Origin of the sequence: Vibrio sp. 10N.286.52.C3 (assembly GCF_041468865.1) — a bacterium.
Lineage (GTDB): Bacteria > Pseudomonadota > Gammaproteobacteria > Enterobacterales > Vibrionaceae > Vibrio > Vibrio crassostreae_C.
Genome location: NZ_JBFRJM010000022.1, coordinates 13638 through 27869, shown reverse-complemented (window position 1 = coordinate 27869; position 14232 = coordinate 13638). Strand labels below are relative to the sequence as shown.

Here is a 14232-nt window from a genome sequence, read left to right as displayed (position 1 = left end):
CGTTACTTATTCACTTCCGTTGGTTGTAAAACCGTTGACACTCGTTTGTTTTCACCACTGTCAGCGACTAATTTCTGAGAACCGATCTGGTAAGTGATCTTAGAACCGCGAATGATGCTGCCATCTTGAGATAACATCGCATTCTTAGTCATGATCAGTCGGTCGGCAACAAGCTGGTAGTGCAGGTCGTCAGCTTCACCGTAGAGTGTCTTACCGTCGTCAGTAAGCTGAGAGAAGGTTGCTGGCTTACCGAAGCCTTGAATTTCTTCAATCTCACCGTTTACGGCGTTACGAGTAACAATAACCTTATCGGCATTGATATTGATGCTGCCTTGTTTAAGGTTCACATCACCAAGGAAAGTCACTTGGTTACTTTTCATATCCAATTGCTGGCTGTCTGAGTCAATGTAGACAGGTTGCTCACTATCCGAAGACAGAGCATAGACATTAGGTGCCGCAAGGGTCAAAGCGAATAAACTAAGGTGTAAGAGTTTCATATCTACCTTGAACAGAATTAAAGAGGGTTGCATTGTTGGTACCGAAGTTACCTTTCATTGCTTGTCCCTCAGTTTCAAAAAATGTACCGATCATATGGACCGGAGTCTCTGAATAAAAATCTCGGCTAGGCAGCTCAACAACCATTTTATCTGTGGTCATTGTATCGAAGCTGGCTTCTGGCAACAGGTTCTTTGCTACGACGTTGTCATAAAACGTGACAACTTGATTCTCATCCATAATCGCGCGATCAGCGGTGACTTGCCATTCAATCGTGTGCCCTTCACGGAATACCGAAAGAACTGGGTTTTGAAAGTGCGTATCGCCAACTACTGAGTAGTGTTCTAAATACGTCGATTCAACCTGATAGCTGCGAATACCGCTTTCGTCGTAGCTAATGTTGTTCAGGCTTTTGCCACTAAACGCGGGCAGCTCCAAATTTGGAGCCACTTGTATCGTTGATGTTTGCTCTTTGTCGTACAAGTAATAGGTCGACCAAGAGGCAATAAATATGAGTATTAAATAGATAATACGAGTAAAACTCATATGCTTAAACCTTTATGCACGTCGAGTTCATTTCTTGCTTGTAAAATAAGGTCACAGACTTCACGTACCGCGCCATGACCACCGTTAATGGTTGTCACGTAGTTTGCACGCTTTGCAAGTAGCGGGTGCCCATCTGCCACACAGACCTTCAAGCCAACTTTTTCCATTACAGGCCAGTCAATCAGATCGTCTCCGATGTAACCTGTATTTTCAGGGTTTACAGAAAGCTTATCGCAAATATCTTGGTATGCCTTAACTTTATCGTCTTGACCTTGATAAATCAGCTTAATGCCTAGAGCGGTCATACGATTCTCAACAATTTGAGATTTGCGACCCGTGATGATCGCGATTTCAATGCCTGCGTTCATCAGTGATTTGATACCGTAACCGTCACGAGTGTGGAAGGTTTTCAGCTCTTCACCGTTGTTGCCCATGTAGATGCGACCATCAGAGAAGACACCATCGACATCGCAAATCAGCAGTTTGATCTCTTTTGCAATTGCAAATACATCTGAATTAACAGTGCCGTATAGAGTTTCGACTGTCTGTGTCATTACATTACTCCTGCTTTCAGTAAGTCATGCATGTTTAACGCTCCGACTAATTTACCTTCTTGGCATAACATCAGGCCATTGATGCTCTTCGCTTGCATCAAGTTTAAGCCCTCAACCGCGAGCATGTTTGGCTCGGCTACCGTCGGGTTTAGCGTCATCACATCACCGATCTGCGTGTTATGGATATCAACGCGTTTGTCTAAGATACGGCGTAAATCACCATCGGTAAAAATACCGGCCATTTGGCCATCTTCACCAACGATTGCTGTCATGCCTAAGCCTTTCTGAGATATCTCTAGTAGAGCGTCTCTTACTAGTGCGTCGGGTGCTACAACAGGAAGTGAATCGCCTGTGTGCATGATGTCGTCGAGCTTCAACAGCAGCTGACGACCTAAAGCGCCACCAGGATGAGACAGGGCAAAGTCTTGAGCGGTGAAGCCTCGAGCCTGCAAAAGTGCAACGGCTAATGCATCACCCATGACCAAAGTCGCCGTGGTGCTTGTTGTTGGTGCTAAGCCCAGCGGACAAGCTTCTTCCGGTACTGAAATTTGTAAATGGATATCAGACAGGGTTGCCATGTTTGATGCTGGCTTGCCTGTCATGCTGATGATCTTGATGCTCAGACGCTTTAACACAGGAAATAGGCTGAGGATTTCTCCCGATTCGCCGGAGTTGGATATTGCAATCACAATATCACCAGGTTCGATCATGCCTAAGTCGCCATGCGCCGCTTCGCCTGGGTGAACAAAGAAAGCCGATGTCCCGGTACTTGCCAATGTTGCTGCGATTTTGTTGCCAATGTGGCCTGATTTACCCATGCCCATCACAACGACTTTGCCTTTGTTGTTCAGGATAAGGTCGCAAGCTTTACAAAAATCATCATTAAAATATTGGTCTAATTGAGTGAGACCTGCAACTTCGGTTTCCAAAACTTGTTTTGCAACGCTGCGGTAATCAAATGGCTGAGACATCAAATACTCCAAGTACGGGAAGTTAAATCAACAATTAAGCCGACATGTTCATTAATAGGTAACTTTGGTAGGCCACGAACGTGACAATTAACACGCCGCCTTCAATACGATTCACACTACGAGATTTTCCTAGTGCCATCACAACAAGTAGTAGCGATACGCCTAGCATTACCCAGAAGTCACGACCCATAGCGAACTCGCTCAAGATCGAAGGGTTTAGGATGCCCGGGATACCCATAACAGCAAGGATGTTGAATACGTTTGAACCAATGATATTACCTACAGCCATATCATCTTCACCCTTCATAACGCCGGCTAGTGATGCTGCAAGTTCAGGAAGGCTAGTACCAACAGCAATGATGGTTAAACCAATGACAAGGTCGCTCATGCCGAAGAACTTCGCGATGATCACAGCGTTATCTACCAGCATATCAGCAGCTAAAGGTAGGACGATTAGACCAATCACGACCCACATTGCAGCCTTAGGGTTACTTACGCCTTCAGGGATCTCTGATTCTTGCTCATCAAGGAAAGCATCGCCGTTCTTTTTCTCGCTGCGGCTGATTTGCAACATAGCAAACAAAAACGCGGCAAAAAGAACAAACAACAACACGCCTTCATAGAAGCCTAAATGGTTATCCCACAATAGGGCGCCCGCTAGCAGAGTGACACCGATCATTAATGGTAGTTCACGACGAATCACGCCTGAGCTAATCGATAACGGCTTGATAAGGGCTGTAATACCTAAAATCAGCGCGATGTTGGCGATGTTAGAGCCCAGTACGTTGCCTACAGCTGTATCTGTTTTGCCATCAAGGGCTGCTGTCGCAGAAACCATCATTTCAGGAGCCGAAGACCCCATTGCTAAGATCGTCATACCGATAACTAGTGGTGAAATACCGAAGTTGCGAGCAAGAGCAGCGGCACCGTAAACCAGCTTATCTGCACTCCACACCAAAAAACCTAGACCGATAATAAGAAACGCAATCGCTTCAAGCATGATGATTCCTAAAAAATTAATAAAAACGGAGAATTAACCGCTAATTTTGACCTGTTGCTAGATAAAAGGGAAGTCACTCGGCAAATTAATTACCAGTTAGCAGGCAAGAAAGAGAGCTCAATAGATAATTTCCTAATGCTTTCAAATCCATGCATAGATTTCTGTTTAATATGAATTAATTGAACAGTGCTTTTAATTCTAAAGTAGACTCATTATTATTGCAGCCATAATTGGCGTTTTTTAAAGCAAGGAAACAACAAAAATATGTTGAACACTGAGCTTGTGAAAGTTAAGAACCTCAGCTTCTCACGTGGTGAGCGCGTTATCTTTGATGACATCAGTTTAGAGGTGCCTCAAGGCAAGATAACCGCAATCATGGGGCCGTCTGGGATTGGCAAAACGACTTTACTGCGTTTGATTGGTGGGCAACTGCCGCCAGATGAAGGCGAAATTTGGTTTGATGGCGACAATGTCCCTGCATTATCACGTCGAAAGCTGTATCAAGCACGTAAGAAAATGAGCATGCTATTTCAATCGGGTGCGCTTTTTACGGATCTCAATGTCTTTGATAATGTGGCGTTTCCGCTGCGAGAGCATACTGAACTTAATGAAAATTTCATTCGTACCATCGTATTACTTAAGCTTGAAGCGGTAGGATTACGTGGTGCTGCGCAATTGATGCCGAGTGAGTTGTCTGGCGGAATGGCTAGGCGTGCCGCACTGGCGCGCGCAATCGCACTGGATCCAGAACTTATCATGTACGATGAGCCGTTTGTTGGCCAAGATCCCATCACCATGGGCGTATTGGTTGAATTGATACGAAATCTCAATCAAGCCTTGGGCTTAACCTCGATTGTTGTTTCTCACGATGTGCCAGAGGTGATGAGTATTGCTGATTGGGTTTACCTCATGGCAGATAGCAAGATTATTGCCGCTGGAACACCTGATGAGTTGTACAACAATAGCGATCCGAGAGTGCAGCAATTTTTGCAAGGCGAAGCCGATGGTCCAGTACCATTTAGATTCCCTGCGAAGAGCTTAGAAAAGGATTTGTTTTAATATGATTGTTAAAACTATTGCGGGTGTCGGTAAGCGTACACTTGCGAGCTGTGAGTCATTTGGTCGAGCAAGCCTGATGTTATTTGGGGCTTTGTTTGGCATCCCGCGACTAAAAAACTTCCCCTTATTAGTAAAACAACTTTATAGCGTTGGCGTTCAGTCATTGGCTATTATTTTAGTTTCGGGTCTGTTTATCGGCATGGTGCTCAGCCTGCAGGGCTATGTCGTGTTAATTGACTACGGCGCTGAGGGAAACCTTGGTCAAATGGTCGCGCTTTCACTGTTACGTGAGTTGGGGCCTGTGGTGACTGCGTTATTATTTGCAGGTCGAGCCGGTTCAGCACTCACGGCAGAGATTGGGTTAATGAAGGCAACAGAGCAGATCTCAAGCCTTGAGATGATGGCCGTTGACCCTCTTAAACGCATTATTGCACCACGTCTTTGGGCCGGGCTTATCTCAATGCCATTGCTTGCTATGATTTTTATGGCGGTAGGTATTTGGGGCGGTCAACTGGTTGGTGTTGATTGGAAAGGCATTGATCACGGCAGTTTCTGGTCTGCGATGCAGTCTTCAGTAGAACTTGGCCGAGATATTGGTAACAGCATGATCAAATGTATGGTCTTCGCTATCACCGTAACTTGGATCGCACTTTTCAATGGTTATGACGCAGTACCGACTTCAGAAGGTATCAGTCAGGCAACCACACGCACTGTAGTGCACTCTTCTCTAGCGGTACTAGGGCTAGATTTTGTTCTTACCGCATTGATGTTTGGGAATTAATCATGCAACAAACTCGAAAATTAGAATTATGGGTCGGCACCTTTGTTATTGCCGGAATTTGCGCAATCTTAATCATGATCTTTCAAGTCGCTGACGTAAAAGGCATAGGTTCGAACCATACTTACAATCTAAAAGCGACCTTTGACAACATTGGCAGCCTAAAAGTTCGTTCTCCAGTGAAAGTGGGTGGCGTCGTTGTTGGACGAGTTAAAAGCATTGAGCTTGATACCGAGAGCTACCTTCCTGTCGTTGAACTGTCTATTGACGGGAAGTACTCACAATTTCCAGATACCTCTAGTGCTCAAATTTTAACATCTGGCTTAATTGGTGAGCAGTACATTAGTCTGGTTCCAGGCTTCATTTTTGATGATGAAGAGATGTTGGTCGATGGTGATTCAATTGAAGACACTAAGTCAGCATTGGTACTAGAAGATTTGATTGGCCAAGTGCTGTATAGCGTTGGTGGTTCTAATGACAGCGAAGCTAAGGAATAAGATAATGTTGAAAACTATTAGTTATTTAAAAGCTATTGGTTACTTGAAATCAATGTTTATGGCGGCAATGGCGTTGCTTATTTCTACCCAAGCCTTTGCTGCAGAATCGATTGACCGTACTCAGCCTTACCAGATGATGACTCAAGTTGCCGAAGTGGCATTTGAGCGTTTGAAGAGTGAACAAGACAACATCCACCAAGATCCAGAGTTATTGAAGGTCATCGTGGAAGAAGAGTTGATGCCTTATGTGAATGCACAATATGCAGCTCTTAAGTTACTTGGACCAAACTTGAAAGGCGCGGATAGAAAAGACGTGGGCGTGTTTATCGATTCATTCCGTAAATACCTTGTTTCTTCTTATGCCCAAGTGCTGACTCAATACACAGATCAGACGATTGAATTTGGTCCAGAACCAAAAATCAAAGCGGATAGCCGCATTACCAGTATCAAGGTCGACATCATCGATACGCCGCGACCAAACATTAAGCTTGAATTTAAGCTTCGCAAAGACAAGAAATCTGGCGAGTGGAAAGCATTTGATATGGTTGCCGAAGGTATTAGCTTGTTGTCGAGCAAGCAATCGGAGTGGAATACTAAGATTCGTCAAGAAGGCATCTTACAAGTTGCAGACGAACTAGAGAAATTAGCCGCACAACCGATTCGTTTTGAGAGTAACAAATAATGAGCCATTCTCAATGGCAAGCACTAAGCTCTAAAGAGTATCAACTGTTCGGTGATTTAGACCGAGACAGTGTCCCTGCAATCTGGCGTATATTGGAAAAGTGGCAAACGACGGAATCGAGCGTTGAAATTGACCTTAGCCATATAAATCGAGTCGATTCAGCAGGAATGGTGATGCTAATTCACTTATTAGAGCATGCAAAAAATCAAAACTGTCATATAATGCTCAGTTTCGTGCCAGAACAATTACGAACGTTGTTCCAATTGAGCAATATCCAGCCAATGATGGCAGAACACATAAAAAATTAGGCAGGAGCTATTTGTGGACAGCACAAAAGTACAAGAATTATTAGCAGAAGCACTGAACCTTCAGGAAATTTTCGTGAAAGGGGAAGGCAGTCATTACGAAGTTGTTGCGGTTGATCCATGTTTTGACGGCATGAATCGAGTTAAGAAGCAGCAACTAATCTACGGCCCACTAATGGAATACATTCAACGCAATGACATCCATGCTCTTTCTATTAAGGCTTTCACGCCGGAAGAGTGGGAACGTGATAAGAAACTGATGTCACTTTAAGGTTTATGATGGAAAAGTTTCGAGTTATTGGATCGGATAAGCCGCTAAGCGGTGAAGTGACGATCTCAGGCGCAAAAAATGCAGCGCTACCTATCTTATTTGCTTCAATTCTTGCTGAAGAGCCAGTGGAAGTAAGTAACGTTCCTCACCTACGTGACATCGATACTACGATGGAACTGCTTAAGCGTTTAGGCGCAAAAGTATCGCGTAATGGTAGTGTTCATGTTGATGGCAGCGAAATTAATGAATTTTGTGCGCCTTACGATTTAGTGAAAACAATGCGTGCTTCTATCTGGGCTTTAGGTCCTCTAGTCGCTCGTTTTGGTGAAGGCCAAGTGTCACTTCCAGGCGGTTGTGCAATTGGTGCTCGACCTGTTGATCTGCATATCCACGGTCTAGAGCAACTAGGTGCGACCATTAAGTTGGAAGATGGTTATGTGAAAGCAAGTGTTGATGGCCGTCTGAAAGGTGCGCACATCGTGATGGATAAAGTAAGTGTGGGTGCCACCATTACTATCATGTGTGCAGCAACGCTAGCGGAAGGAACAACAGTACTCGATAACTCAGCGCGTGAGCCTGAGATTGTTGATACGGCTGACTTCCTAAACAAACTGGGTGCTAAAGTTTCTGGCGCAGGTACAGATACGATTACTATCGAAGGCGTTGAACGTCTTGGTGGTGGCCAACACTCTGTGGTTGCTGACCGTATTGAAACAGGTACTTTCCTGGTTGCTGCTGCTGTTTCTGGCGGTAAAGTGGTTTGTCGCAACACCAACGCTCATCTTCTTGAAGCTGCCTTAGCGAAGCTTGAAGAAGCGGGTGCGAAGGTTGAAACGGGCGAAGACTGGATCAGTCTTGATATGACGGGTCGTGAACTGAAAGCGGTGAAAATCGTAACGGCACCTCACCCTGGTTTCCCAACCGACATGCAAGCACAGTTTACTCTGCTTAACATGATGGCGAAGGGCAGTGGTGTTATCACTGAGACTATCTTTGAAAACCGTTTTATGCACATTCCTGAGTTACAGCGAATGGGTGCAAAAGCGGAAATCGAAGGTAACACGGCTATCTGTGGTGAAACGGAAAAACTGAGCGGCGCTCAAGTAATGGCAACGGACCTTCGCGCATCTGCGAGCCTTGTTATTGCTGGCTGTATTGCTCAAGGTGAAACCATCGTTGACCGTATTTATCACATCGATCGTGGCTACGATAAGATTGAAGATAAATTGTCAGCCTTAGGCGCAAACATTACACGATTTAGTGAGTCGAACTAACCTAGGTTAGTGGATTCATGAATCAGTAAGATGAAAACATAAAAGTCGGAACCTTGGTTTCGGCTTTTTTATAGTTGTATTTACCGCGAGTAAATCTATTGCTCATTTTTGCGCGAATAGATGAATCAACTTGGCGGTCGGTGAGGAACAAAATGATAGCAATATTACGTATTTTCGCAGTGGCGATATTTGCGATTCTTATGTTTGTATTTGGTTGTGGTTACTGCCTATTAAGTCCACGCAACCCGAAACACGTATTTACCTTTGGCCGTTATTTCGGTCGCATGTCGAAGATCTTCGGCATGAAGTTAGAGCTTCGCATCCCAGAAGATGCCTACTCTCGCGGCCAACATGTTTATGTGGCGAACCACCAAAACAGCTGGGATCTATTCACGATTTCATCAGCGGTAACGCCAAAAGTGGTAACTGTTGGTAAGAAAAGCCTAGTGTGGATGCCTCTATTTGGTCAGCTTTACTGGTTGACGGGTAACATCCTAATTGACCGTGCTAACCGTAGCAAAGCGGTAGGTACGATTGATCAGGTCGTGACGAGTCTAAAAGAGAGCGATGTTTCAGTTTGGATGTTCCCTGAAGGCACTCGTTCTCGTGGCCGTGGTCTGCTGCCATTCAAAACAGGTGCATTCCATGCTGCGATTGGTGCTGGCTTGCCTATCATCCCTATCGTGTGTAGCTCAACCGGTGGCGTGAAGCTAAACCGTTGGAACAATGGTCACGTGATTGTTGAAATGCTGCCACCAATCAGCACTGAAGGCTACGACAAGTCTAATGTTCGTGAACTGGCTAACCTAGCTCGTGAGCAGATGGCTGCGAAACTTGAAGAGTTAGACAAAGAAGTGGTTGAGCTTAATAAAAAGTAATTATCTAAGCGAAACGATGAACAATAAAAAAGGTTGCCAACGGGGCAACCTTTTTTGTATCTAATAAACACTCAGCATTACGCTAAGTCGTTTATCCGAAGGTGTTTAATCTAGAGATTAAAAGCTATTTGCGAACCGCAATAGCTTCGATCTCGATACCTACATCTTTTGGTAGACGAGCTACTTCAACACATGAACGTGCAGGGTAGTTTGCAACGCCGTGCTCATCGAAGAATTTGCCGTAAACCTCGTTTACTGTGCCGAAGTCGTTTAGGTCTTTAACGAATACCGTTAGTTTTACGATGTCTTTTACAGTCAGGCCTGAAGCTTCAACAACCGCTTGAACGTTGTCTAGAGATTGGCGAGCTTGCTCTGCGATATCAGCAGATACTTCACCAGTTGCTGGGTTTACTGGGATTTGACCAGAAGTCAGTACCATGTTGCCAAGGTCAACGCCTTGTACGTATGGGCCGATTGCAGCTGGAGCAGATTCTGTGTGAAGTACTTTAGTCATTGGTTTATTCCATCAGTTATTAGATAAAAATCAATTTTCAGTGTGCCTTCAAACTTTGGATAGGTAAAGCGCAAAATACCCCGCACAGGCGAGGTATTTGATAGTTTTTACATTCGGTCTGCTTTGCCGTATGACGTTATCTTTCTGTTACGATCTCGCGAGAGAAGACTTTTTCGCAATACTTACACTTCAATCGAATATCTTCTTTCTTTTCAAAGATCTTAAAGCTACTTTCAACCGGTTCATTGTGAGTAATACAGTTGGTGTTTGGACACTCGAACACATCGTTGATTTGCTCAGGAAGTTCTAGTGGTAGTTTCTTAACCACTTCGTAATCTTCGATTTGATTCACTGTTGCGTGAGGCGCATAAAGTGCCAGCTTGCTCGCCTGTTCTTCTGTGATAAACACATTCTCAATCTTGAGCAGGTCTTTTCCGCCTAGTGCAGAAGACGGTAGATTCAGGCCAATCGTCACGCGCTGATGAGAGTTGTGCATGTCGAACAGTTTTAGAACCTTGATCCCGATATTGGCTGGGATATGGTCGATAACAGTACCGTTTCTGATTGCTTCAACTTTTAATTGAGTCTCTTTAGACATTATATCTCTCCTCTACAGCGTTTCGTTAAGAACAAGGGCTAGCAATGCTTCACGGGCGTAAACACCATTCTCTGCTTGCTGGAAGTAGTAAGCGTAAGGTGTTTTATCGACATCGACAGTAATTTCATCAACGCGAGGAAGAGGGTGCAGAACCTTCAGGTTATCGCGTGCATTTTCCAGCATCGAAGCGGTCAGGATGTATGCGGATTTTATGTGCGCGTATTCTGACTCATCGAAGCGCTCTTTTTGAACTCGAGTCATGTACAAGACATCTAGTTCAGGAATCACATCTTCCATGTCCGTCAATAGTTGGTACTTGATGCCCGCTTCATCAAGCTCTTCGCAAATGTAGTCTGGCATCGCTAGTGCTTCTGGAGCCACGAAGTAGAAACAGATGTTGTCGAATTTTGCTAGTGCTTGAGTCAACGAGTGAACCGTACGGCCGTACTTAAGGTCACCAACGAATGCAACGTTTAGGTTGTCGAGGCGGCCTTGTGTCTCAGCTATAGAGAATAGGTCTAATAACGTTTGTGTTGGGTGTTGGTTTGCGCCGTCACCTGCGTTAATAACAGGAACACCGTTTGAGAACTCAGAAGCCAGACGCGCTGCGCCTTCTTGAGGGTGACGCATCACGTAAGCGTCAACGTATGAAGAGATAACCTGTACCGAGTCCGCTAGCGTTTCGCCTTTCTTTGCCAAAGAAGTGTTACCACCACTGTCGAAACCAATCACATCACCACCGATGCGTTGAATCGCAGTTTCAAAAGAGAGACGAGTTCGCGTAGAAGGTTCGAAGAAGCAGCTGGCAACAACTTTGTTCTTGATGAGTTCTGGGTTTGGTTCAGCCTTTAGCTGACCTGCCGTTTGAACAATTAATTCTAGCTCTTCACGAGAAAGCTCTGGAATTGAGATGATGTGCTTTTGATAGAGCGAGTTCGCCATGATCTTCTTCCCCACAATAATGTATTGGCCATAAAAAAGCCCCCCATAATGGGAGGCTTTAAAAAAGTGCTGAAAAGCAGAATAGACGGCCTGGTAAGCATCTTAGCTTACGAGCAATATTTGGTGTTTTCACAATATCATTATGTTTTATCACAATATTGGTTGGCGTCATTTTCACTACTCTCAGACAAATTGCCGAGAATTATACGCTTTCAATTTGTGAGCGCAAGCGATTACATCAAGCTTTTGTTTACTTTCAGTATTCGCTATTGACCCAGTGTCGCAACCATCACCGCTTTGATGGTATGCATGCGATTCTCAGCTTCATCAAACACAATTGAGTAATCCGATTCAAAGACTTCATCAGTAACTTCTAAACCGTTCATTCCATACTTATCTGCGACTTGCTGGCCGATCACGGTTTCATTGTTATGGAAAGCGGGTAGGCAGTGCATGAATTTCACTTGAGGATTGCCAGTGAGCTTAATGACATCCATATTCACTTGGTATGGTTTCATTACCGCTACACGTTCGTCCCAAGCTTCAGGGGCCTCGCCCATTGAAACCCAAACATCGGTATAAAGGAAATCACAGCCTTGAACACCTTCAGCAACGTCTTCTGTCAGCGTGATGTTGGCACCTGTGCTTTGCGCGATAGCTTGGCACTCTTCAACAAGCTGCTCTTCTGGCCAGAATGCTTTAGGCGCGACAAGGCGAATATCCATGCCCATCTTCGCGGCTCCGACTAACAGAGAGTTACCCATGTTATTGCGTGCATCGCCTAGGTAAGCAAAGCTGATTTGGTGCAGATGTTTTCCGCGACCATGCTCAAGCATAGTGAGGAAATCAGCCAAAATCTGAGTAGGGTGGAACTCATCGGTTAAACCATTCCAAACCGGCACGCCCGCATAAGCGCCTAAGTCTTCAACGATACTTTGGCCAAAGCCACGATATTCAATGCCATCGTACATGCGTCCCAATACACGCGCCGTATCTTTCATTGATTCTTTTTGACCAATCTGAGAACCAGAAGGGCCAAGGTAAGAGACTTGAGCACCTTGATCAAAGGCGGCCACTTCAAACGCACATCGTGTTCGAGTTGATGCTTTCTCGAAGATCAAAGCAATGTTTTTGCCGTTGAGTTTCTTCTGCTCAGTGCCTGCATACTTAGCTTTTTTTAGGTCAGCAGACAGGTCGAGTAAAAACTGAATCTCTTTAGGAGTAAAGTCGAGAAGTTTTAGAAAGTTACGATTGCGAAGATTAAAGGCCATCTCTCGCTCCTTGCGTATATAGAATCAATGAAGAACTTAGTTAAACATAAAAATGCTATATTTGTGAATATTTATTTTATTAATTTGATAAAAAAGGCCAGTAAATGAATACTGGCCTAGATAAGATTATTGAGTCTGTTTAACTGAGCTCTTTGACTTAGATACCATCTCTTTCGATAGGGCAACTCATACAGCGCGCGCCGCCACGACCACGGCCTAGCTCGTTGCCAGGAATCGTTAGAACTTCGATACCCGCTTTGTCGTATTTCTCATTGGTGTAAACATTACGTTCATAACCAATCACGGTACCTGGTTTCACTGTCAGTACGTTGTTAGCGTCATTCCACTGTTCACGCTCAGCTTCGTAGTTATCACCGCCGGTAGTGATGATCTTCAGTTGATCAAGGCCTAGTGCGCCTTCAATCGCTGACAGGTAGTTTTCAGCTTTCTCGACACGCATTTCGCCGTTTTCTTTTGGCGTTAAGCGCCAAGTGTCGAGGTCTTTACGAACGATCTCTGGATAGACAGAGAACGTGTCGATATCCATGTGTGTCATCACCGTATCAAGGTGCATACAAGAGCGGTGTTTTGGTAGATCGATCGCAATCACTTCGCTCGCTTGGCCTGATCTAAATAGGCTAGCCGCTAGGTTTTCGACACCTTGTGGTTTCGTACGCTCTGAAATACCAACCAGTACCGCACCTTTACCGATAACCAGTACGTCACCGCCTTCAATGTTAGCGTTGTCGTAGTGAAGGTCTTCGTCACCAAAGTACTTAATGAAATCTTGGCCTGCGAACACTGGGTGCCAGCGGTAGATAGCACGCAGGTGGTTCGTTTCACGTTGACGTGCAGGCTTCATCATTGGGTTAAGCGATACACCACCGTAAACCCAGCAAGAAGTATCTCGCGTAAATAGGTGGTTAGGCAGTGGCTCGATAACGAAATCGAGTGGTCGATGCATTTTAGGCAGCATCGATGATGATTTGATAGGAAGCTCAGAGTAGGCCAAGCCACCGAGTAAGATCGTTGCTAGATGCTCATTATCCATTTGAGCAAGGTAGTTTCTTAAGTCACGGGCGAAAGTCGGCCCATAACGGAAATCTGAGATTTGAGTATTCAGCAACCACTCACGAGCCTGAGATACGGCAAGCGTTTCTACTAGCAGGTCATGTAGCAGTAGTACTTCTACGTCTTGGCTGCGCAGCGTTTCTGCAAAGGCATCATGTTCTTCACCAGCGGCTTCAACGGCAAGTACATCATCAAATAGAAGATCATGACAGTTTGAAGGGGTGAGGTGGGTGAGTGCTCTTTCAGGTCTATTTAGGAGAACTCGTCTCAATTGACCGACTTCGGAGCCAACGTACAGCTTACTCATTTTGCATCCTTACTATTAATCCAGCGTCTATTTATGACAAGCTTGTCCGTAATATGCAAGTTTTGTAGATTGAGTTAATACAAGGTATTTGGGTAATAATTGGTCATAAAACCTGTTATTTTTAAGTTTATACAGATTAAATTCCAACTAACTGGCTATCGAACGGAACAACGTTTTTGAGGATCTATGCTCAATTCGTGGCTTGTTAGAATTGAATTT

General features: G+C 44.7%; 18 protein-coding genes. 8 read left to right on the top strand and 10 right to left on the bottom strand.

Going from position 1 to position 14232, the window contains the following annotated elements:
* Positions 1 to 2: 2 nt before the first annotated feature.
* From lptA to AB4138_RS09395, 5 genes are read right to left on the bottom strand one after another with little or no spacing between them, the layout of a single operon-like run.
* A complete protein-coding gene (gene lptA / locus AB4138_RS09415; protein WP_017058914.1) occupies positions 3 to 497 on the bottom strand; it encodes a lipopolysaccharide transport periplasmic protein LptA in 495 nt (164 codons plus the stop codon).
* Positions 478 to 1041, bottom strand: coding sequence for an LPS export ABC transporter periplasmic protein LptC (gene lptC / locus AB4138_RS09410; RefSeq protein ID WP_004735306.1), 564 nt, complete (start codon positions 1039 to 1041; stop codon positions 478 to 480). The genes lptA and lptC overlap by 20 nt, the downstream gene beginning before the upstream one ends.
* Complete coding sequence (gene kdsC / locus AB4138_RS09405) at positions 1038 to 1595, bottom strand: 3-deoxy-manno-octulosonate-8-phosphatase KdsC (RefSeq protein WP_017058916.1); 558 nt, start codon at positions 1593 to 1595, stop codon at positions 1038 to 1040. Before kdsC ends, lptC begins: the two co-directional genes overlap by 4 nt.
* Entirely contained in the window at positions 1595 to 2566 is a 972-nt protein-coding gene (kdsD, locus tag AB4138_RS09400) for an arabinose-5-phosphate isomerase KdsD (protein ID WP_017058917.1), read from the bottom strand. Before kdsD ends, kdsC begins: the two co-directional genes overlap by 1 nt.
* Before the next feature lie 34 nt (positions 2567 to 2600).
* On the bottom strand, positions 2601 to 3566 hold the full coding sequence (locus tag AB4138_RS09395) for a calcium/sodium antiporter (protein ID WP_017063737.1): 966 nt from the start codon (positions 3564 to 3566) through the stop codon (positions 2601 to 2603).
* A gap of 264 nt (positions 3567 to 3830) precedes the next feature.
* Here AB4138_RS09395 and mlaF point away from each other — a divergent pair, with 264 nt between their 5' ends.
* The 8 genes from mlaF to AB4138_RS09355 all read left to right on the top strand — a co-directional run bounded on the left by mlaF (position 3831) and on the right by AB4138_RS09355 (position 9310).
* On the top strand, positions 3831 to 4625 hold the full coding sequence (gene mlaF, locus AB4138_RS09390; RefSeq protein ID WP_372305778.1) for a phospholipid ABC transporter ATP-binding protein MlaF: 795 nt from the start codon (positions 3831 to 3833) through the stop codon (positions 4623 to 4625).
* Between the two features lies 1 nt (position 4626).
* Complete coding sequence (mlaE, locus tag AB4138_RS09385; protein ID WP_017058920.1) at positions 4627 to 5406, top strand: lipid asymmetry maintenance ABC transporter permease subunit MlaE; 780 nt, start codon at positions 4627 to 4629, stop codon at positions 5404 to 5406.
* A 2-nt stretch (positions 5407 to 5408) separates the two neighbouring features.
* Positions 5409 to 5900 (top strand): outer membrane lipid asymmetry maintenance protein MlaD, encoded by a 492-nt coding sequence (gene mlaD, locus AB4138_RS09380; RefSeq protein ID WP_017058921.1) that lies wholly within the window; start codon positions 5409 to 5411, stop codon positions 5898 to 5900.
* 52 nt (positions 5901 to 5952) lie between these two features.
* Positions 5953 to 6582, top strand: coding sequence for a phospholipid-binding protein MlaC (locus AB4138_RS09375; protein ID WP_120459707.1), 630 nt, complete (start codon positions 5953 to 5955; stop codon positions 6580 to 6582).
* Positions 6582 to 6890 (top strand): lipid asymmetry maintenance protein MlaB, encoded by a 309-nt coding sequence (locus tag AB4138_RS09370; RefSeq protein WP_017058923.1) that lies wholly within the window; start codon positions 6582 to 6584, stop codon positions 6888 to 6890. The genes AB4138_RS09375 and AB4138_RS09370 overlap by 1 nt, the downstream gene beginning before the upstream one ends.
* Before the next feature lie 13 nt (positions 6891 to 6903).
* The gene (gene ibaG, locus AB4138_RS09365; RefSeq protein WP_017058924.1) at positions 6904 to 7158 is read left to right on the top strand and encodes a BolA family iron metabolism protein IbaG; all 255 of its coding nucleotides are present in this window, start codon (positions 6904 to 6906) and stop codon (positions 7156 to 7158) included.
* A gap of 8 nt (positions 7159 to 7166) precedes the next feature.
* Positions 7167 to 8432, top strand: a complete 1266-nt coding sequence (murA, locus tag AB4138_RS09360) for a UDP-N-acetylglucosamine 1-carboxyvinyltransferase (protein ID WP_372305775.1) — start codon at positions 7167 to 7169, stop codon at positions 8430 to 8432.
* Positions 8433 to 8584: 152 nt separating this feature from the next.
* Positions 8585 to 9310 carry a 1-acylglycerol-3-phosphate O-acyltransferase gene (locus AB4138_RS09355; protein ID WP_017058926.1) on the top strand — a complete coding sequence of 242 codons (726 nt, stop codon included), beginning with the start codon at positions 8585 to 8587 and terminating at the stop codon, positions 9308 to 9310.
* A gap of 124 nt (positions 9311 to 9434) precedes the next feature.
* Here the strand turns inward: AB4138_RS09355 and AB4138_RS09350 are convergent, their stop codons facing one another.
* From AB4138_RS09350 to arcA, 5 genes are all read right to left on the bottom strand, one after another.
* Positions 9435 to 9824 carry a RidA family protein gene (locus tag AB4138_RS09350; protein ID WP_004735319.1) on the bottom strand — a complete coding sequence of 130 codons (390 nt, stop codon included), beginning with the start codon at positions 9822 to 9824 and terminating at the stop codon, positions 9435 to 9437.
* A gap of 136 nt (positions 9825 to 9960) precedes the next feature.
* The gene (gene pyrI / locus AB4138_RS09345) at positions 9961 to 10422 is read right to left on the bottom strand and encodes an aspartate carbamoyltransferase regulatory subunit (RefSeq protein WP_017058927.1); all 462 of its coding nucleotides are present in this window, start codon (positions 10420 to 10422) and stop codon (positions 9961 to 9963) included.
* Positions 10423 to 10434: 12 nt separating this feature from the next.
* Positions 10435 to 11364 carry an aspartate carbamoyltransferase gene (gene pyrB, locus AB4138_RS09340; RefSeq protein ID WP_012604860.1) on the bottom strand — a complete coding sequence of 310 codons (930 nt, stop codon included), beginning with the start codon at positions 11362 to 11364 and terminating at the stop codon, positions 10435 to 10437.
* A gap of 266 nt (positions 11365 to 11630) precedes the next feature.
* Positions 11631 to 12635 carry an ornithine carbamoyltransferase gene (locus tag AB4138_RS09335; protein ID WP_017066667.1) on the bottom strand — a complete coding sequence of 335 codons (1005 nt, stop codon included), beginning with the start codon at positions 12633 to 12635 and terminating at the stop codon, positions 11631 to 11633.
* A gap of 157 nt (positions 12636 to 12792) precedes the next feature.
* On the bottom strand, positions 12793 to 14013 hold the full coding sequence (gene arcA / locus AB4138_RS09330; protein ID WP_017069412.1) for an arginine deiminase: 1221 nt from the start codon (positions 14011 to 14013) through the stop codon (positions 12793 to 12795).
* Positions 14014 to 14232: the final 219 nt, after the last annotated feature.